We start from the raw sequence: 20,312 nt of genomic DNA on the forward strand, positions 1-20,312 counted from the left end.
TGTTCCAAGAAAGAATCAAAGGATCTGCTACTGTTTAGTCTTCCAATAACATTTTGTACGCCTGACTAATTTTATTGAAATGAAAGTCTTTAACAGCTTTCTCCATCATAGAACGAATTTCCCCGTTGCAAAGATTTCCAATACTTCCTTCATGAGTATGTTGAATATCGGAAGTGCCTCCATGAAAATTACCGGCTTCAATATCAAACCCTATTTGCTGATAAGCATCCCGAAAAGGAATACCTGTTAATACAAGCTTATTTACTTCTTCAACACTAAAGGCATAACGATATTTTTCATCTGCCATAATATCTTTTCTGATCTTGATGGAAGAGAGCATGACATGTGACATCTGCAAACATTGCTTCAATGTTTGGAAGGCAGGAAAGAGATGTTCTTTTAATAATTGTAAATCTCGATGATATCCGGAAGGCAGATTAGTGGTCATCATCATGATCTCATTAGGTAATGCTTTGATACGATTACAATGTGAACGAATCAGCTCAAAAACGTCCGGATTCTTTTTATGTGGCATGATGCTGGAGCCCGTTGTGAGTTCCGAAGGAAAACTTACAAAATCGAAGTTTTGATTAAGGTATAAGCACATATCCATACTCATTCTGCTAAGCGTATCAGCTACACTAGCCATTGCCATTGCAGTGGTACGTTCTGCTTTTCCGCGCCCCATTTGAGCATATACCACATTATAATTCAGGTCATCAAACCCGAGTAAAGAAGTAGTTAATGTTCGATTGATCGGGAAAGATGAACCATATCCTGCCGCAGAGCCTAATGGATTCTTATTGACAATTTTATAAGCGCCTTGAAGTAAAATTGTATCATCTACCAGACTTTCTGCATAGGCTCCAAACCATAATCCGAAAGAGGAAGGCATTGCTAGCTGCAGATGTGTATAGCCCGGTAGCAGATGGCCTTTGTATTGCTCACTTTGTTGTTGCAGTAAGGTAAATAGTGTTTGTATTTCTTCAACCAAGGAATATATCTCATGGCGCAAAAACATTTTTATATCCACTAAAACCTGATCATTTCTGCTTCTTGCACTATGGATTTTTTTGCCTGTATCGCCTAACTTTTTTGTGAGCATGAACTCCACTTGTGAATGAATGTCTTCAACAGATGCATCAATGGTAAATGGCGAATGCTCGATATGTGAATAGATATTACGGAGTTCCTTCACGAGTTGAACTGATTCTTCTTTTGTGAGTAAACCAACTTCTGCTAACATTTTTACATGTGCAATAGACCCCAATACATCAAAAGGAGCAAGTAATATATCGAGTTCACGATCCTTGCCTACAGTAAAAGTTTCTACTGCTTGAGACACGTTCGTATTTTTTTGCCAAAGTTTCATGATGTTTGGTTTTGCATGAATTGATCTATTAAGGCGATGTATAAGTCAATGCCTTCTTTGATTTCAGTCAGATAAATAAATTCATCTGCAGAATGACTTCTTGCAGAATCTCCTGGCCCCATTTTCAATGTCAGAAATGGCATTAATGCTTTATCGGATGTAGTTGGAGAACCATAAGATGATCTTCCCAACTTAGTGCCTGCCACTACTAATGGATGATCCTGAGGTATCGCCGTAGATTTGATACGAAGGCTTCTGGGAACCGCTGTTGACTGAATATTTTTTTGGATCGTCGTTAATATTTCTTCAAATGAATACAATTCATTGACCCTAACATCCACAACAAATTTGCAGATAGCCGGTACTACATTATGTGCTTTATTCTCTGTTTCGATCACGGTCACAGACATTTTCACCGGACCTAACAGATCAGATACTTTCTCGAACTGATACTGACTAAACCACTCAATATCTTTTATCGCCTTGTATAAGGCATTCTCACCTTCATTTCTGGCTGCATGTCCGGGCTTACCTTGTGCGGTCACATCCAGCACCAACAAACCTCTTTCAGCGATCGCCATCTGCATTTGCGTAGGCTCTCCTACAATACCACAAGTAATATTGGGCAAATGTGGTAATAATGCCTCAATACCATTCTTACCGGATATCTCTTCTTCAGCTGTAGCGGCAAATAAAATATTATAAGGAAGATCCTGCTGTTCATAATAGTATAAAAAAACAGCCAGCAAAGCTACCAAAGCTCCTCCTGCATCATTACTGCCTAATCCAAACAACTTCCCTTCTTTTTCAATCGCTGCGAATGGATCCAATGTATATGCGGGATTGGGTTTTACAGTATCATGATGTGAGTTCAGAAGTAAAACCGGCTTTACAGGATCAAAATATTGATTGACAACCCATACATTATTCAGGAATCGATTAACAGGTATTTGCTTCTTTTGAAAAAATTGTTCAATGATAGTGGCAGTTCTATCCTCTTCACGACTGAAAGAAGGTTGACTGATCAAAGCTTTTAATAAATCAATCGCTTCTTGAAATAATATCGTTGTTGTTGACTGCATATTATGCCTGAATAGAGGTTCCTTCTACTCCCTCAACAAGGGATTGTAACATTTCAGCTTGTCCGATGATCACTTTTTTAACCCCAGCGTTCACCGCAGCAAAAGCATTATCTAATTTAGGTATCATACCGGCAAATATGATATTTGATTCTTTTAACTGCCGATAGAGATCCGTATCAATCACCGGTATCACATTGTTTTCATCATTGATATCCTTCAGTACTCCTTTCTTTTCAAATGAATAGATCAATGTGGTCTCATAGGCATGACTCATTGCCTTCGCCAATTCCTGTGCGATCGTATCAGCATTGGTATTGAATAGTTGTCCTTTGCCATCATGAGTGATCGGTGCAACTACAAGTGAGAGATTTTGCTGAAGCATATGAGTGATCGTTGCTGAGCTTACCGCATCAATATCACCAACAAAGCCGTAGTCGATAGAGGCATGTTTTCTTTGATGAGCCATGATCAAATTAGCATCTGCACCGGTAAGTCCTATGGCATTTTCACCTAGGGATTGCAATTTGGCTACTATATTTTTATTGATGTATCCTGCATACACCATCGTTACGATTTTCAAGGTTTCTCCATCTGTGATCCGACGTCCATCGACCATCTGTTGTTGAATACCCATCTGTTCTGCCAGTTTGGTTGCGAGTTTACCACCTCCATGTATCAATATTTTATTCCCCTTAAGGGCAGCAAATTGCTGTAAGAAAGATGTCAATCGATTTTCATCATCGATGATATTACCTCCGATCTTTATGATAAACAGTTGCTCCAATTTATGAATATTGATGTGTTAGAATATCTTGTAACACTGCCTGTGCTGCCCAAACACGGTTACCAGCCTGTTTGGTTACCAGACTATGAGGGCTATCCAATATCTCATCACTAAGTTCCACATTTCTTCTGACCGGCAAGCAATGCATGACTTTTGCTGCATGTGTATTTTTAAGTTTTTCTTCTGTCAACATCCATGCAGGATCATTTTCATATACTTTTCCGTAATCAGTATAAGTACTCCAATTCTTAACATAAACAAAATCTGCGTCCGCTAAAGCAGCATCCTGATCGTGAGTGATAACAGCTCCTTTTGTGAATTCAGTAGATAGCTCATAATCCTGTGGATGTGTGATCACAAAATCAGCTTCTCCCCAAGCATTCATCCACTGCGCAAAACTATTAGCTACGCATTGAGGAAGTGGTTTTATATGTGGTGCCCAAGTAAGAACGATTTTAGGGCGACGAGTCATTTTCTTGAATTGCAGTTCTTCAGTGATCGTTAACAGATCGGTCAGGGATTGTAATGGATGTAATGTGGCGCTTTCCAAACTTACCACCGGAACACCTGCGTACTTAATGAACTGATGAATGAACATTTCACTATAGTCATCCTCTCTATTTTTCAAAGATGGAAATGTTCGGATACAAAGAATATCAAAATATTGTCCGAGAACAGGCGCAGCATCTTTCACATGTTCTACTGTATTACCGCTCATGATCGCACCTTCTTCAAACTCCAATGCCCAGCCTTCTTTATCCACATTGAAAACAATCGCCTCCATTCCAAGATTTCTTGCAGCTACTTGTGTGCTCAAGCGAGTTCTCAGGCTAGGATTCAGAAAAAGTAATCCAATACGTTTCCCTGCACCAAGGTCTTGATACTTCAACGGATCTTTTTTGCATGCCACTGCTTTTGCAATAAGTGCATTGATATCCGGCACATCATTTACTGAAATAAATTGTTTCATGGCTGAGTTAAGGGTTGAAGTTCTATAATACACTCTGCGATCTTCTCTTTATTCTTTTATTTTCTGCGGTAAGTAGTTACTGCAGAGAACAAGAGAATGGAGCGTTTACACAGAGCTTTTATTTAAAGTTGTTATGGCAGTTTTTAATGATGCTAAAAATTCATCGATTTGTTCTTTCTGTAAGGCCAAAGAAGGTAAGAGCCTGATCACATTCGGTTTTGCTTCTCCAGTGAATATTTTGAATTCACTCAATAATACTTTCTTCAAATCTTTAATGTTGTCAGGAACATCAAATCCGATCATCCATCCACGTCCTCTTACATTTTGGATCTCTGGAATGGCTTTCAATGCTTGTATCATATACTCCCCATTCACCGCTGCTTTTTGAATCAGCTCCTCTTGCTCCATTACTTCCAATACAGATAATGCGGCAGCGCAGGCCAGGTGATTACCCCCAAAAGTAGTTCCAAGCATACCATGTTTTGGGCGTATATGCGGTGCGATCAGAATACCTCCGATTGGAAAACCATTACCCATGCCTTTAGCCATCGAATAAATATCTGCCTGTATCCCTGCATGATCATGCGCAAAGAATTTTCCTGTTCTACCATAACCACACTGTACACTATCTGCTATGAATACTGATCCGTATTGATCACACAGTTTTCTTATGGTTTGCAAAAAAAGATCAGAAGCGACATTGATCCCTCCTACTCCCTGTATTCCTTCCGTTATTACAGCTGCAGTGGATTCACCATGCAGATCAAAATATTTTTGAAGTGAATCAACATCATTGAAAGGAAGAAATACAATATTTTCTGTTTCATTCACCGGTGCAACGATCGCTGGATTGTCAGTCGCTGCCACCGCCAGAGATGTTCTTCCATGAAAAGATTTCTTAAAAGCAATGATCTTCTTTCTTCCGGTATGAAAAGAGGCCAGTTTTAATGCATTTTCATTTGCTTCAGCACCACTGTTACACAAAAACAGTTCATAGTCGGTTTTACCGCTAAGCTTTGCAAGCTTTTCTGCGAGTTGATGCTGTAAGGGTATGATGACCGAATTGGAATAAAATGCAATTTTCTCCAATTGATCTTCAATTCTTTTCACCCAATGCGGATGTGTATGACCAATACTTATTACCGCATGACCACCATACATATCAAGGTATTGAGTGCCCTGGTCATCCCATACATAAGAACCGGATGCACGGGCTATGGTAATATTGTTCAAAGGATATACATCAAAAAGTTTCATACAGATCCGTTAGTTAATTAGAAATAATTGGCTTTCAAATCCAACCCTGTTTTTTCATCAAGTCCAAACATGAGATTCATATTTTGAACAGCTTGTCCGCTCGCTCCTTTCAACAGATTATCGATGGCACTATGAATGATCAGTTTGTTCCCCTGTTTCTCTATGTGCAACAGGCATTTATTCGTATTCACTACCTGTTTCAGATCGATCATTGATTCGCTCAAAAAAGTGAATGCATGACCATTATAATAATCTTTATAGATTCGATTCACTTCTTCCAACGGAAAACTGCAATCAATAGTAGAGCTGGTATAAATACCTCTTGCAAAATCACCACGCCAAGGAACAAAATGAATACCCGGACCTTCTCCTACATCAGACAAAGGAGAATCCTTTTGCAGTTGATTGATCGATGCCGTGATCTCTTTGATATGCTGATGATTCAAAGATTTATAGGCTTGTATATTATTCGCTCTCCAACTAAAATGAGAAGTATTACTCAAAGATTGACCTGCACCAGTAGAACCTGTGATACCGGTTGTATACACATCACTCAATATACCTGCTTGTGCAAGTGGCAACAATGCAAGTTGAATAGCTGTTGCAAAGCAACCTGGGTTTGCAATATGTTGTGCTGTTTTGATCTGTTCGCGATTGAGCTCCGGTAACCCGTAAACAAAATATTTGTTCCCAAAAGCAGATCCTGAAGGCAATCTAAAATCTTGTGAAAGATCAATGATCTTTACAGCATCAGGAATGAGATGTTGTTCCAGAAATTTTTTAGCATCTCCGTGTCCTACACATAAAAATAAAACATCAATATCAGTGAATGGCTGTTCGGAAAATATCAGTTCTGTTTCTCCAAGCAGATCTTTATGAACAGTATACAAGGGTTTTCCTGCATTGCTAGAACTGTGTACACTTTGCAATTTCACTTTAGGATGACGAAGCAGTAAACGAATCATTTCGCCACCTGTATATCCTGCACCACCTATGATCGCTGCATGTATCTGACTCATTTATTATCAGCTTTAATATTGTGATAAATAGCTGTCTGATTGCCGAAGATTTTAGAGAATCCTCTCACATCATCTCCTGTCCATCCGCTGTTCATTTCACCATACTTCCCGAATTTGCTGCTCATCAGATCAAAGGAAGATTCAATACCAATGACTGCAAAACGATACGGCATTAACTGCACGAAAACCTCCCCTGTCACATGCTCTTGAGATTGGGTCAGGAAAGCTTCAATATCTCTCATTACAGGATCGAGGATCTGTCCTTCATGTAACCAGTTTCCATAAAACTGAGCCAGTTGATCTTTCCAGTTCAGCTGCCATTTGGTAAGTACATGTTTCTCCAAAGCATGGTGTGCTTTAAGTATGACCATTGGCGCTGCTGCTTCAAAACCTACACGCCCTTTGATACCAATGATGGTATCACCCACATGAATATCTCTGCCAATTCCAAAAGAACCGGCTATAGATTGTAGGTATTGAATGGCATCTGTTGGATGTGAGAACTGCTGATCATTGATACGAGTAAGTTCACCCTTTACAAATCCAAGTTTTACTTCTTCAGGCTGAGATTTGGAAACTTGTGTAGGCCAAGCTTCTTCCGGCAACATCCCTTTTGAATGTAATGTTTCTTTTCCTCCAACACTGGTTCCCCACAGCCCTTTGTTAATGGAATACGCTGCTTTTTCAAAATTCATCGCTACTCCTTTCGACTTCAGATAACTGATCTCTTCTTCTCTACTCAGTTTCATATCTCTGATCGGCGTGATGATCTCTGTATCGGGGATCATGATATGAAAGATCATATCAAATCTCACCTGATCATTTCCTGCTCCTGTACTGCCATGCACTACCGCTTTAGCATTCATTTTTTTTGCATGTTCGGCTATATGTAATGCCTGGCTCAGTCTTTCAGCACTTACGCTCAATGGGTAAGTGTTGTTTTTTAATACATTTCCATAAATGAGGAAACGAATGATACTATCGTAATAACTTTTTACAGCATCAACAGTCGTGTGTGTTTTTACACCTAAGTTGTAGGCATGTGCCTCCACTTGCTGTAATTCTTCTTTTGAAAAACCACCCGTATTTACGATCACGCTGTGTACTTCAAAACCTTTCTCTTCAGTCAGGTATTTAACACAAAAGGAAGTGTCCAGTCCACCACTAAAGCCCAAGACCACTTTTGTACCAGCGGGAAGATTTGTAGGAAGTTGATTCATATGATTGCTTGCTTAGAATATTAAAAATTAAAAAAATGATGAAAAAATGATTTCGGTTTTGGAGTACCACCGTTTTCCTTTTTTCTGAAAACACGTAATAACTTATGCTGTTTCACTTTCATGAAACGTTCATATAGTTTTGATTTCTTTTTAAAGTCAGTCGAAGTTTCTTCCGGTTCATAATGATCTGCAGGATCATAGAGCATTGCTGTACAAAAACAATTCTTTCTATCCTTGCTCATCAATATCTCATAATTGATACAGCTTTTGCATCCTGCCCAGAATTCTTCATCATCTGTTAACTCACTATAAGTAACCGGCTCATAACCCAAGTCACTATTGATCTTCATGACTGCGAGTCCGGTAGTAAGACCGAATATTTTAGAGGTTGGATATTTTTCGCGTGATAAGTTAAAGATGGTCTGTTTGATCAGTTTTGCCACACCACTTTTTCGAAAGGGTGGTGAAACGATTAAGCCACTATTGGCCACGAATGCATCATGTCCCCAAGCTTCAATATAACAAAAGCCAACCCAGGTGCCATCAGGAAGTAAAGCGATCACAGCTTTACCTTCTTCCATCTTACGAGCCACATAATCAGGACTCCGCTTGGCAATACCGGTACCACGTGCTTTTGCAGATGATTCCATTTCATCCGTAATGGTTTGCGCATACTGCGTGTCGCCACCATTGGCTACACGAACAATGATATTTTGTTCCAACTTATAATAAATTAAATAACGTAAAGAGGATGACAGCTATCTGTCAGATGATTGATTCCGGGGGATTTTTCACTGATAGGGGCAAGTGCCAGTTGCTCGTCCTATCAGCAACCACGTCGGGGTCTCGGCAAAAAGTTGAAAGCAGCTTCCATAGAGAATACCTGAATACGGGTATTCAACAGGAGAAATAAATATTGTGAGAGTATCTGCTTCACTTGATGGATAATAATTTACTTTCGGGGTGTAAAAGTATATTAGTTTGCGGGATATCGGTCAAAAAATTTTTCGAACGGGATATTAAATCTATGCTAACAAGTGTAAGCATAAAAATAGCCGTCATTTCATATGACGGCTATTTACGATTGAAAAGATCACGGATTAAAATCCACCACCACCTCTCATCATCTGCATTTGTCTGTTACCACCCGGCATCATCATATTCATCGGACCTCTTTGTTGTTGTTGCTGATTACCACCAAAACGACGCAGGTTGTAGGTGAAGCTAACCATAAAATAACGAGTCAACACTCTTGTTGAAACATCTTGAATGGTATTACCCGTAATATTTCTGGCAATACTAACATTCTGATTCAATAGATCAAACATATAGAATTTCAACTCCCCTGCTTTATTCTTCAGCATTTGTTTAGAGATGCTTGCATTGAGCAAAGGAATACTGGTATTGAATCCTTGCGCTCTACCGCCATTGTAGATATAATCAAAATCAAGTGAGAACACCCAACCACTTTTTGAGTAGGCTGTTGCTTCTGTTGAAACTGTTTGTGTAAAGAAATCACCATTCTGCTGAGGCTGCAAAGTGTATCGCGCCATATTGAATGAAGAATTGGAAGAGAAGTTCATATCAAATCCTTCTTTCAGATTGGTGGTCCAACCTACTTCACCGCCCAAAGTTGTATTACGCGTATAGTTGCTTGCGTTATTGATCAATGTTTGTGATTGATCTCTCACTATAGTAGCTCTTAAGTTAAGGGTACTCTTTGGTTTCTTTAAAGGAAAACTATAATTGAAGAAACCATTGATCCTGTATGTGCCACTTAAGTTCACAGGCATGGTCAGCTGTGCTCCATTAGGCTGGAATACCGTTGAATTTTGAATATCATTTTGAATGAAGCTGGCGTTGATCGTAGCAAAAACCAATTTCTGTGTGAACACATCAAATGAGTTGTACAAGAATCTAAAACTGTGCGTGAACTGCTGTTTCAAATTCGGATTACCTGTTCTGATATTCAGCGGGTTACTATTATCTGCTACAGGTTGTAATTGCTCTGCTGTAGGCTGTGACGTACGTCCGTTATAGAATAAGCGTAAGCTCTTTGTCTTCGAAAATTCATATCTGAAGTTCGCAGAAGGAAAAAGGTTTACAAAATTCTGTTTGATGGATGTGTTCTTGGTTATATTATTACTCATCAACTCACCTACCTGTACGCCTGATCCGATACTAAAATTGTATTTCGCATTCTGCAAACGATAATTCATGGTGAATCTGTTTGAGCTGAATGTATTTTCAAAAGTATTGGTCAAATTAGTCACCGGTATCTCGTATTTACCACTACTTGCATCATAGTCCATCGTTTCTCGACCGGAATTATTTTTATTGTAGGAGTAATTGTAATTGAACTCCAACTGTTGATTCTTGGCAATCGGTTCAGTATAAGAAAGCGTACCACTGAAATTTCTGGTATCTCTGTTCGTACTGTATATCTGGTCAATCGTATCAATATATGCCGGTCTGCCTGGAGGATTGAATTGATTCAGTGAATAGTTAGATCCTGTTCCATCATTGGCACTACCACCGGCATTGATACCGATTGAATAAGTACGGCCTCTTTTAGGGAAACGATGTCGGAAAGTAGCTTCCACACTACCATTGTATCCATCATTTTTACGAATAGATCTTGCATCAGAACTGTTCAGGGAAGTGAACTTACCTCTTGTTGAAGAGGTTTGTTGCAATGTCTGAGACCATGTATCCTGGAAACTGATATTGGGTCTAATGATAAGAGAATTAGAAGAATCGAATTGATGTTCGATATTGAAGTTGATCCTATGATTTGTATTATAGGTTTTAGAAGAATTGTTCTGATCATTGAATATCGAAGAGTCAGGTGCACCAGGGATTAGATTCTGAACCAAACTTTTCTGATCACGGTAAGTTTTTTGATCATTATAAAAATAACTGCCTGAGAATTGTGTCTTTGGGCTCCAGGTATCTCGGTAGTTAATACCCCCTGCCCATGTATTCACCAATCCACCACCACCGCCGCTACCGGTGAAAGCCTGAACACCCCCGCGTCCGCCGCCACCACCGCCACCGGTGAAATTACCTCCGCCTAATGAGCCCAACATATCCTGTACTGAGAAGTTTTGTTTATTGACATTGTTGGCTTGCCCGGTAAATGTGATTTGTCTATCCCCATTAAAACGACTGAGACTAAAACTATTATCATACAATCCTTCATCAGCATTTGCACCAAAACCTAAAGTACCTCGGCCGAAATATCCTTTACGTCTGTCTTTGCGTGTCGTGATATTGATCGTCTTCACTCTGTTACCATCATCAAATCCGGTAAATGCACTTTGGTCACTTGCCTGATCAAATACCTGAATCTTATCGATCACATCCGGAGGCAGATTTCGCGTTGCCATTCTTGGGTCATCACCAAAGAATCTTTTTCCGTCTACTAATATTCGCTGTACCTGCTCACCTTGTGCAGTGATGTTACCATTTTTATCGACTTGAATACCCGGTACTTTTTTCAATAAATCTTCTGCAACCGCATTCGGTTTGGTCTTAAATGCAGAAGCACTGAACTCAACTGTATCATTTTTCATCCTTACAGCAGATTGAGTTACTGTAACATTACCCAGATCTGTAGCTGCAATGGTCATATAGATATTTCCAAGATCGACCATGCTATTGGTCTTAGAGAAAACGATCTTTTTAGAAATGGGTTCATAACCCTGGAATTTGATATCCACGATCATTTCACCAAAAGTGATATTGCTGATTAAGAAACTACCATCAGCTTTGGTAAGTCCAAAAACATCTAGAGTTGAATCTTTAGCGTCTAAAATAGAGATGGATGCGTCTTTCAGTGATTGTTTTCCTACCGAATCCACTAGTTTCCCCTTAAGGGTAGCACTGGTTTGAGCCTGCACATTGAATGCAAAAAACAAACAGGTGATGGCAGTTAAAATTTTGGTCATTCTCAAGGTTATTATATGGTATAAAGCTATGCTTTGATATTAGACTGGCTGATATGCAAAAAGATTAACGGAAAGCTAACAGGATGGTTGGGAAGCCTCCTGTTAAAATCGGTGAAAGACAATCGAAGATAGGTCGCTCGGTTAATGGGGACGATCGATCATCTATACGTAAACGCTTGACAAACAACCGTTAGCTAAACAGGTACTCCACATCTTCACGGGTCAGGTTCTTCACAAAACCTTCATCATCAGTGATCAATTCACGGGCTAAACTTCGTTTGCGGTCCTGTAGTTTGAGTATCTTGTCTTCCACTGTATCAGTACAGATCATTCTGTAAGCAAAGATATTTTTGGTTTGGCCGATGCGATGCGTTCTGTCGATCGCTTGTTGTTCAACCGCCGGATTCCACCATGGATCTACAATGTATACATAATCAGCTGCTGTTAAATTCAAACCAACACCTCCCGCTTTCAGTGAGATAAGGAATACCCGACAAGCATCATCATTCTGAAAACGCTGAATGGCTCTCTCGCGTTCATTGACCGTACTACTGCCATCAAAATATTCATAATCGACCCCTAATTCCTTCATCTTTTCTTTGATCAACGCCAGCATACCAAGGAATTGTGAGAAGATCAATGCTTTGTGATTACCGATATTTTCGGTGATCTCACGCCCTAATTCTTCCAGTTTTACAGATACATTCGGGAATTTCTCTTCGTCTTTGATGATCGCCGGACTATCACAGATCTGTCTGAGCTTCATTAAGCCCTGTAAAATGGTAAGCTGTGATTTCTGGATACCCTGATTGTCTACTACTCCCAAAATCTTATCACGATAATCATTCCTGAAAGCATCATAGATCCGACGCTGCTCATCACCCATTTCGCAGAACAATACCATCTCTTGTTTTTCGGGAAGATCTTTGGCCACTTGTTCTTTTGTTCTTCTGAGAATGAATGGGAATAAGAGTTTGCGCAAGTGTTCCTTCTGCTCCTTTTCACCGAACTTATCAATCGGGATCGAAAATTCCTGTTTAAAAAACTCAACACTTCCCAGCATTCCCGGATTCAGGAAATTCATTTGTGCATAGATATCGAACGTATTATTCTGAAGCGGTGTACCACTTAAACAAAGTCTGTTTTTTGCTTTTATGAGACTAGCCGCCTTGGTTACTTTACTGGATGGATTTTTAATGGCCTGACTTTCATCCAACACTACATAATCAAATGCTACTTCAACAAATTGTTTGATATCACTGCGTAAGGTACCATAGGTTGTGATGATCACATCCGCATCGGTGGCGGCTAGACTATCGCGTGTTCTTTGTGCGCCATGATGTACATAGAATTTGATTGTAGGCGTAAACTTGCCGATCTCATTCTGCCAGTTGAACATCAATGTTGTCGGACAAACCACCAATGCCTTCAGGGATCCGTTTTCTTCTTTGAGATGATGCAGGAAACTCAGTGCTTGAATGGTTTTACCCAAACCCATATCATCAGCCAGTATACCACCCCATTGTACTTCTCGCAAGTAGTTCAACCATTGAAACCCGCTTTCCTGATAAGGACGTAATATGGAACGAAGATGTGCTGGTGCAGGAATTTCTTTGATCGAGTGATTTTCTTTGAGCCTGTCATACTTTTCTTCTAACTGAAAAAACAATTCTTCTTCATCACGCTGCATGTACAACTCTTCTACCACACTAAAATGGTATTTACTGAGCTTCATCGAACCTGACTTACCTTCTCCAACCCTAAACAGCAATGAATATTTCTTGATCCACTCTTCCGGTAAAATACCCAAAGTACCATCACCCAATTGTACAAATTGCTGCTTATTACTCAATGCTTTCTTTACTTCATCTACTGTTACTTTCTGATCTCCGAAATTGATTTCGATCTTGGCATCAAACCAGTCAGTATTACTACTGATATAGATCTTGGTAGAAGGTTTTGCAGTATTGAATCTGAAATTTTTCAAAGCTTCAAATCCATACACAGGAATATTCATTTCCTTTACTGCATCTACAAAGAGGAAAAACCAATTATTGCGTAATACCTCTGCACCTTTCAATGCTAATACATCGCCCTCTGCAGGTCTGATAAAATGAGAGTGTAAAGACTCTATTTTTTGAATGAATTCTTTTTCGGCTTCAAGATTTCTTTGGATCACCAATAGTTTATCTGCCACCGGCATGATGATCTTTTCTTTATCAGAACTGCGCACATCATAACCACGATAATTGAATATTGGCTGGAATAACAGGTATTCTCCTTTCTCCTTCAATAATACTTTTACTTCAGGCTTTACATCCTTCACTTCTTCTTTCTGCACATTCCCAAAATGAACATTGTATTCTTTGGAAAGCGGCAGTATAAATTGTTGAAGCTGAGCTGACCAGTCTTCAGCAGGAATGATCATTTTGCCTGAAGGCAGAAACTTCTCCAGTATCAAAATATCTTCCGTTCGTTTCCAGGTAAAAAACTGTTGATGGTATTGAAACAAAAGCGCTGAACTGCTTTCATTTTCTGAGATATTCAAATCTGCCAGGGGAAGTTTCACCCGACAGTCTATCTCATATTTTCCTTTTTGATAGGTCACTTCAAATTCAGGACTGATAAAATCAGTGACGAATTCTGCCTTTACAAGATTAGCTGTAGTGAAGGGTTTCTTTTCAGGCAAACTGAAAACAAAATGACTACTACTGAGCTCGGAGAATAATTTTTTTACTTTAGGGTGGAGGTATTCATTGATCAAATGACGGGTTTCTTCCGGAAGTTCATCATCATGTTGTTGGATGATATTTTCCCAGATACCACTAAAAGGAGAATTACGATCGAGGTAGCGACTTACTTCTGAAGGCATCAGTTTACGCAGTTGCTGTAATAATCCTTTATCCTCTTCATCAAATACTTCTGTATTGATAAATCGGTTGAGATCAAGCTTAGTGACCTTACCTGTGTATTGTGTTCTTTGTTCATCCACTTCTCCCTGAACCCCTTCAAATTGAACATACGGATATTGCTGTTCATTGAAAGTAAGTACCAGACCAAGCTTCAGACACTCTTTTTCTTGCTCTTCAGGTTCCTGAACAATTGTGGTTGTTGCCGGGGGTTGCTCTTCTTCTCTCTTAGGCTTCAAATCTGTATTGGGATTCAGTGAAACCCTTTTGATACTGGCATCCAGTACTCTTAAGAAAGGCTTACCATCAGTATAAGTGAATTCAAATTTCCCTTTCAGGTCATCATTCAATGAATAACCATACAGGGCAAGCAATTTATTTTTCTCTTTATCCCAGTTACGAATAGAATCAAAATAACCCGGACCATAATTATGTAATAACTGTAAAAGAACTATGTCTTTATGTACACATAGCGGATGTTCTTGATCGGAAGAGCAAGTACAGCTGGTATCAAAGTTTCGCTCTTCATTCTTTTGAAGAAGGATGCGAAATGATTCCCCTTCATATTCAAGATCAGCAAGTACTCGCTCATCTTTTGCTTCCAGAATATTGGAACGATTGCTTCTTAGATAGTTTTCAGCTTTTTCAAAACTTTCTTGCGAAGAAAGCATCTTGATCAGTTTAAGATCGAGTTGCTTCATTTTTACTACTGTATGCTTTTGATCGTAGCTGGTTTCTTTTTCACCCAGTTGGTTACGATCTAAAAGATCTTGTAAGTGAAATAGTGCGCCGGCTTTATGTCTGCAAACTTCAGAAAGATTATAAGGGCAGCTACAACGCAGTGAAAGCGTCTTGGGATCTTTGAATTGATTGATATGTACTTTGTAAAAAGTTGCATAGCCATCATCTTTCACACGGAAAACAATATTGGCCATGAGTTCATCATATTCTACCAGCTCCACATTTCCCAGCGCATGGATTTTCTTACCTCGGCGGATCACTTCTTCTGTGCCGCTGTTATAGATATGTTTAACCAGATACGGAAGTGCCATACAATCAATCAACAATTAGTGCAAACAGAAGAGCTGCAATAGGCATTACTACATTCCGTTTACCTGTTTAGCAATGAATGCCGCTCCGAAGAGGGCAATTTGCAAAAGTAAAGGAAAGCAATCCAGTAAATGAAAAGAAATACAAAGAATGTGGATGAAATGTTTGTTAAGGTTAGCTTATAGCCAATAGGTCATAGCTAATGGTCCATAGACCATGGTAGGAAGTATTGATGATGGTAATCTACTAAGTAATGGTTTTGCCATCGACCATGGACTATCGACCATGGACTATGGACTATAAACCATCAACCAACTAACCGCAAACCAAATCCCCATTCCGGTAGATCGGCAGAACATTGGCGACATCGGGAGTTACGCAGTATTCCAGATCTTTTTCCAATCCGTAAGAAGCGAGTCTGTGCCAGTGAGTGGTTCTGCGAATGAATTGTTGCATATCGTGCTGGTGGAGACCGTACATATCGGAAGCCATTAGACTACTATCACAATGAATCGTAAAATGTTCCTGTACACGATGGATCACAGCACCTGCAAATATTGCATCTTCCAAATTAAAACGGTCTTTCCACGCAGAACAACCTAAGATCACATTCTTTTTTTGTGCAATGAGGTAATCACAAACAGCTGAGATATTGGGGAAAGAGCCAGTGATCACTTCAGCGGCTCCACTATTCAATGCCATGTGAAGCAATTTGGTTCCATTCGTCGTTGTAAGGACCAATGTTTGACCTTCAATGAACGAACGAGGATATTCAGCTGGAGAATTACCATGTGCGAGACCGGGAATTACTTTACCATCTCTTTCACCGGCTGTGATGCCTCCGGTTTCTTTTCCAATAGCAATACATTTATCTACTGCATCAACAGGTATCACTCTTTTTGCACCATTGTACAAAGCAGTTGCTATGGTTGAAGTAGCCCGAAAAACATCAATGATCACTACAATGCTATCTGACACATCATATATATCCAATAATCTTGGAGAAAGAATCGTGTATAAGGTCGGCTTCATGCTCATAAGGCTGCAAATATACACCAAACAGAAAGCAGTGAAGTATGGAAAAGGCCAGCCTAGAAAAGCCGGCCGCTCAGAAAGAAAAGGCTACTACTTTTTGGGTGTAATTATCAAGAGCTCATGCACATGTATTTCTGTGACGGATCGTTTTACACCTGTTTTATCAACATACTGTCGATTAACAAGTTTTCCGTCTACCGCCACTTGAATTCCTTTAACGAGGTATTTTTCGGCAAAGTCTGCCATCTTGCCCCATGCTACCACCTGATGCCATTGGGTATCGGTTATTTTCTCACCATTGGCATCTTTATAATTTTCCTTTGTGGCCAAACTCATACTGGCTAATTTTTTCCCACCTTCTATTTTTTTTATTTCAGGTGTCTGACCTAAATGTCCGATCAGCTGAACCTTGTTTTTGATCATATTCATATCCGATATTTTTATGAAAGAGTCTAAGCACTATTTCAAAACGAATATCTTACTGATAAAAATTTATACACGGAGTTTATCCGTTTATTTCCGTTTATACTCGCTTATATTTCATACACTTTGTGAGAGCTGATGTAACCACCCATCATGAAGTATGATTGCGTATAAATACTCTTACAACGCTTGTACAAATACCTGTTTTTAAACCTGAATCAGAGATCATCATCAATTGCCAATATTTTCATGGCATAAACCGATGCTTATGTCTGTCAATACAAAACATTGTCTGACCTGCGGCCATTCCTTACGCGGAAGAACAGACAAGAAATTTTGTGATGATAACTGTAGAAGTGTATTCAATAATAAGCGATACATCCATGAAAAGGGGTTTGTAAAAAAAGTGAACCACTTATTATTGAAAAACAGACGTATTCTTGCTTCTTATGTAGCAGGTAGCAAGGAGACAGAGATGGTGGCAAAAGAGTTATTGTATCACCAAGGATTTCATTTCAATTATTTCACCCATACCGCTATCAGCAAAGAAGGAACTACCTATTATTGCTGTTATGATCATGCATATCATTTAGTATCAGAGCAGCAATTAGAGATCTGTAAGCTCTCGAAGGTGAAGGATACTGCTATTGCTTTTCCTGATAGCGGATCCTGACCGGTAGGGTGATAACTTTTGTGGTATCTAATTTTTGAACTGCCGCTTTACTAAGTGCGATCACTTGTCCACTCCCAACCAGACCCCGGTCAATGATCTTAACTGTTACACTCTTACCATTCAGTGTATGTGTCACCAACACTTTGGTACCAAATGGCAAAGTTTTATGGGCTCCGGTATAACGTGTAGAATCATATTTCTCACCGCTTGCGGTTGTGAGTCCATGTAGTATTGCCGGAATCATGACCGCATGTCCAACCTCATTTCCCAAAGAACCAATATCGGGCATGGAAGGTGCTACATGCTGTCTGGGTTTACAGGCAATAACCATCAGCAGCCATAACAATAGATATTTTGTTTTGCGGGAAAACATTTTTAAAGCTACATACAAATCATAAAATCAGTGCCAAACATCATCAAATGATACCATAAAAAAGCCGTAACACTTGGTTACGGCTTCGATATATATCAATGATCTATTTAAGCAAATGGAAATTTTACAATTTTTGCTTTTACGGGAGTATTACGGATCTCAATAAAGATCTCTGTATCTGTTGCTGTGAATGCGGTATTTACATAACCTAATCCAATGGCTTTGTTCAGCGATGGGGCCTGTGTTCCTGAAGTAACTTTTCCGATCGTATTTCCCGAAGCATCTTTGATCAAATAATCGTGACGAGGAATCCCTCTTTCGATCATCTCAAATCCTACAAGTTTACGTGTTACGCCTTCTGCTTTTTGTTTTTCCAAAATAGCCCTGGCTGTAAAGTCTTTGGTGAACTTCGTAATCCATCCTAATCCTCCTTCCAATGGAGATGTTGTATCATCAATATCATTACCATATAAACAATAACCCATCTCTAAACGAAGTGTATCACGGGCTCCCAAACCAATAGGCTTCATACCCTGAGGGCCTCCCGCAGCAAAAATCGCGTCCCAGATTTTATCTGCGGCGCCGTCTACATCTTCAAAGTAGATCTCAACACCACCTGCTCCGGTATAACCTGTTGCACTAACCAGAACATTGTCTACACCTGCAAACTTCCCTTTTGTGAAAGTGTAGTATTTCAGGTTCATGATATCCATATCCGTCAGTGGTTGCAAGATCTTAGTTGCATTGGGACCTTGAATGGCCAACAAGCAAGTCTTGTCACTGATATTGTGCATCTCTACATTCTCGGTATTGAACTTACTGATCCAGTTCCAGTCTTTTTCAATATTCGATGCATTTACGACCAGCATGTATACTTTGTTCTCTTCGATACAGTATACGATCAGATCATCTACGATACCACCTTGCTCATTGGGCAAACAGCTGTACTGTGCTTTTCCGTTGGTGAGCTTAGAAGCATCATTGGAGGTAACACGTTGAATGAGATCCAGTGCTTTGTCTCCTTTCAGGATGAATTCACCCATATGGCTCACGTCAAATACACCTGCATTGTTACGAACTGTAGCATGCTCATCATTGATACCTGAATAACTGATGGGCATATTGTAACCTGCGAACTCAGCCATTTTAGCACCGAGTGCAATGTGTTTTTGTGTGAAGGGTGTATTTTTCATATCAATCGTTTATCGTGGCGCAAAAATAAGAGAAAGGAGGATGGGAAATACATTTGTTTTACCCATAACAGAACTGCCCTTTTGTAAAGACTTCAATGAGTCCCGACAAAAGGGCAATCCGGTTTTCGCGATTATTTTATACGACCCTAATTCTGGAATGCTGTTGCTACACAATAGGCATGGCTGGAGCCACAGATCAAAAACACCCGCTCTCCTTTTCCGGTCAATTCTTTTACAATCGTTACCAGTTGTCTGTTACGGATATCATTGGAAGTCGCCATCATTTGCGCCAAATAACCCGGTAAAGCATATTCATCAGAAGTGTTGCGCCAATCGGGACCGGCAGGGAAATATTTTTTCCATAGACGATCAACATCATCTACCGATCGGATACTGTCTTGAAGTCCGACATGTGATGCCCGCTTGAGGTACTCTTTGATAAAGCTTTCAGGAGAATCAGGTTTGCCAAAACGAAGATTTCCGAAATAGGGATTTAGAATTTGTTGTAATGCGATCTGTTCTTTGGAAAAATAATGTTGCAATGAATCGGCCAATGCTTCTTTAGATAAATCCCAGTTCATGATCTTCACGCCATCTTTATGAGCCAGGGATTTTACCCATCCACCTTCTCCCAATTGTTTCACCGGATTCATGAATAAGGGTAACAGAAATCCAAGCCTACCTTCTACCAATGCAATGGTGGGATGAAACTCTCCCCACAGTTCTTCCATTTGAGGTATCTGTGGGTCATTGGGATCTTTGGTATGTGTTGCGCCAAAGATCAATGCTCTTTTTTGCTTGATGATAAATGGTCGAGCATGCTCGCCTGTATATTTTTCAAAAGGAACAATGGAGTCTGCCGCATGATAAGATGTTGTTGGAATATAGTATTTAGGCGACTTCCATGACATTAGGTAAATGATGGCCAGCAGCAATACGATCACAAAAATGGATCTCAACAATATTTTTTTCATAAAGATGATTTGTGATGGTTATAATGAA

General features: G+C 39.7%; 16 protein-coding genes. 1 reads left to right on the forward strand and 15 read right to left on the reverse strand.

All coding sequences use genetic code 11. The features are described from left to right. Positions 1 to 34: 34 nt before the first annotated feature. The 12 genes from argH to ssb all read right to left on the reverse strand — a co-directional run bounded on the left by argH (position 35) and on the right by ssb (position 17,077). The gene (gene argH / locus ABXG83_RS08390) at positions 35 to 1,372 is read right to left on the reverse strand and encodes an argininosuccinate lyase (protein ID WP_353548404.1); all 1,338 of its coding nucleotides are present in this window, start codon (positions 1,370 to 1,372) and stop codon (positions 35 to 37) included. Next, on the reverse strand, positions 1,369 to 2,454 hold the full coding sequence (locus ABXG83_RS08395) for a M20 family metallo-hydrolase (protein ID WP_353548405.1): 1,086 nt from the start codon (positions 2,452 to 2,454) through the stop codon (positions 1,369 to 1,371). Before ABXG83_RS08395 ends, argH begins: the two co-directional genes overlap by 4 nt. 1 nt (position 2,455) lies before the next feature. Next, the gene (gene argB / locus ABXG83_RS08400; protein WP_353548406.1) at positions 2,456 to 3,238 is read right to left on the reverse strand and encodes an acetylglutamate kinase; all 783 of its coding nucleotides are present in this window, start codon (positions 3,236 to 3,238) and stop codon (positions 2,456 to 2,458) included. 1 nt (position 3,239) lies between these two features. Further along, positions 3,240 to 4,208 (reverse strand): acetylornithine carbamoyltransferase, encoded by a 969-nt coding sequence (locus ABXG83_RS08405; protein WP_353548407.1) that lies wholly within the window; start codon positions 4,206 to 4,208, stop codon positions 3,240 to 3,242. A gap of 105 nt (positions 4,209 to 4,313) precedes the next feature. Then, positions 4,314 to 5,465 carry an aspartate aminotransferase family protein gene (locus ABXG83_RS08410; protein ID WP_353548408.1) on the reverse strand — a complete coding sequence of 384 codons (1,152 nt, stop codon included), beginning with the start codon at positions 5,463 to 5,465 and terminating at the stop codon, positions 4,314 to 4,316. Positions 5,466 to 5,482: 17 nt separating this feature from the next. Then, complete coding sequence (gene argC, locus ABXG83_RS08415; RefSeq protein ID WP_353548409.1) at positions 5,483 to 6,484, reverse strand: N-acetyl-gamma-glutamyl-phosphate reductase; 1,002 nt, start codon at positions 6,482 to 6,484, stop codon at positions 5,483 to 5,485. After that, positions 6,481 to 7,704, reverse strand: a complete 1,224-nt coding sequence (gene argG, locus ABXG83_RS08420) for an argininosuccinate synthase (RefSeq protein WP_353548410.1) — start codon at positions 7,702 to 7,704, stop codon at positions 6,481 to 6,483. Before argG ends, argC begins: the two co-directional genes overlap by 4 nt. 20 nt (positions 7,705 to 7,724) lie before the next feature. Then, positions 7,725 to 8,426 carry a GNAT family N-acetyltransferase gene (locus ABXG83_RS08425; protein WP_353548411.1) on the reverse strand — a complete coding sequence of 234 codons (702 nt, stop codon included), beginning with the start codon at positions 8,424 to 8,426 and terminating at the stop codon, positions 7,725 to 7,727. Between the two features lie 378 nt (positions 8,427 to 8,804). After that, positions 8,805 to 11,654, reverse strand: a complete 2,850-nt coding sequence (locus ABXG83_RS08430) for a TonB-dependent receptor family protein (protein ID WP_353548412.1) — start codon at positions 11,652 to 11,654, stop codon at positions 8,805 to 8,807. 190 nt (positions 11,655 to 11,844) lie between these two features. Further along, positions 11,845 to 15,615: a DEAD/DEAH box helicase gene (locus ABXG83_RS08435; protein ID WP_353548413.1), complete on the reverse strand. Its 3,771-nt coding sequence runs from the start codon at positions 15,613 to 15,615 to the stop codon at positions 11,845 to 11,847. A 313-nt stretch (positions 15,616 to 15,928) separates the two neighbouring features. Next, on the reverse strand, positions 15,929 to 16,645 hold the full coding sequence (locus ABXG83_RS08440) for a 2-phosphosulfolactate phosphatase (protein WP_353548414.1): 717 nt from the start codon (positions 16,643 to 16,645) through the stop codon (positions 15,929 to 15,931). Positions 16,646 to 16,738: 93 nt separating this feature from the next. Beyond that, positions 16,739 to 17,077, reverse strand: a complete 339-nt coding sequence (gene ssb, locus ABXG83_RS08445; protein WP_353548415.1) for a single-stranded DNA-binding protein — start codon at positions 17,075 to 17,077, stop codon at positions 16,739 to 16,741. A 262-nt stretch (positions 17,078 to 17,339) separates the two neighbouring features. Between ssb and ABXG83_RS08450 the strand changes: the two genes are divergently transcribed. Then, on the forward strand, positions 17,340 to 17,744 hold the full coding sequence (locus ABXG83_RS08450) for a DUF2116 family Zn-ribbon domain-containing protein (protein WP_353548416.1): 405 nt from the start codon (positions 17,340 to 17,342) through the stop codon (positions 17,742 to 17,744). Here the strand turns inward: ABXG83_RS08450 and ABXG83_RS08455 are convergent. The 3 genes from ABXG83_RS08455 to ABXG83_RS08465 all read right to left on the reverse strand — a co-directional run bounded on the left by ABXG83_RS08455 (position 17,716) and on the right by ABXG83_RS08465 (position 20,284). Continuing rightward, on the reverse strand, positions 17,716 to 18,117 hold the full coding sequence (locus ABXG83_RS08455) for a septal ring lytic transglycosylase RlpA family protein (RefSeq protein WP_353548417.1): 402 nt from the start codon (positions 18,115 to 18,117) through the stop codon (positions 17,716 to 17,718). The genes ABXG83_RS08450 and ABXG83_RS08455 overlap by 29 nt on opposite strands. A 107-nt stretch (positions 18,118 to 18,224) precedes the next feature. Further along, positions 18,225 to 19,310 carry a glycine cleavage system aminomethyltransferase GcvT gene (gene gcvT / locus ABXG83_RS08460; protein WP_353548418.1) on the reverse strand — a complete coding sequence of 362 codons (1,086 nt, stop codon included), beginning with the start codon at positions 19,308 to 19,310 and terminating at the stop codon, positions 18,225 to 18,227. 146 nt (positions 19,311 to 19,456) lie between these two features. Then, positions 19,457 to 20,284, reverse strand: coding sequence for a hypothetical protein (locus ABXG83_RS08465; protein ID WP_353548419.1), 828 nt, complete (start codon positions 20,282 to 20,284; stop codon positions 19,457 to 19,459). Positions 20,285 to 20,312 lie beyond the last annotated feature (28 nt).

This window comes from Sediminibacterium sp. KACHI17 (assembly GCF_040362915.1).
Lineage (GTDB): Bacteria > Bacteroidota > Bacteroidia > Chitinophagales > Chitinophagaceae > Sediminibacterium.

Coding starts and splice junctions, on each gene's coding strand:
- argH (WP_353548404.1), bottom strand. CDS start 1,372: ATGAAACTTTGGCAAAAAAATACGAACGTGTCTCAAGCAGTAGAAACT.
- ABXG83_RS08395 (WP_353548405.1), bottom strand. CDS start 2,454: ATGCAGTCAACAACAACGATATTATTTCAAGAAGCGATTGATTTATTA.
- ABXG83_RS08405 (WP_353548407.1), bottom strand. CDS start 4,208: ATGAAACAATTTATTTCAGTAAATGATGTGCCGGATATCAATGCACTT.
- ABXG83_RS08410 (WP_353548408.1), bottom strand. CDS start 5,465: ATGAAACTTTTTGATGTATATCCTTTGAACAATATTACCATAGCCCGT.
- argC (WP_353548409.1), bottom strand. CDS start 6,484: ATGAGTCAGATACATGCAGCGATCATAGGTGGTGCAGGATATACAGGT.
- argG (WP_353548410.1), bottom strand. CDS start 7,704: ATGAATCAACTTCCTACAAATCTTCCCGCTGGTACAAAAGTGGTCTTG.
- ABXG83_RS08430 (WP_353548412.1), bottom strand. CDS start 11,654: ATGACCAAAATTTTAACTGCCATCACCTGTTTGTTTTTTGCATTCAAT.
- ABXG83_RS08435 (WP_353548413.1), bottom strand. CDS start 15,615: ATGGCACTTCCGTATCTGGTTAAACATATCTATAACAGCGGCACAGAA.
- ABXG83_RS08440 (WP_353548414.1), bottom strand. CDS start 16,645: ATGAAGCCGACCTTATACACGATTCTTTCTCCAAGATTATTGGATATA.
- ssb (WP_353548415.1), bottom strand. CDS start 17,077: ATGAATATGATCAAAAACAAGGTTCAGCTGATCGGACATTTAGGTCAG.
- ABXG83_RS08450 (WP_353548416.1), top strand. CDS start 17,340: ATGTCTGTCAATACAAAACATTGTCTGACCTGCGGCCATTCCTTACGC.
- ABXG83_RS08455 (WP_353548417.1), bottom strand. CDS start 18,117: ATGTTTTCCCGCAAAACAAAATATCTATTGTTATGGCTGCTGATGGTT.
- gcvT (WP_353548418.1), bottom strand. CDS start 19,310: ATGAAAAATACACCCTTCACACAAAAACACATTGCACTCGGTGCTAAA.
- ABXG83_RS08465 (WP_353548419.1), bottom strand. CDS start 20,284: ATGAAAAAAATATTGTTGAGATCCATTTTTGTGATCGTATTGCTGCTG.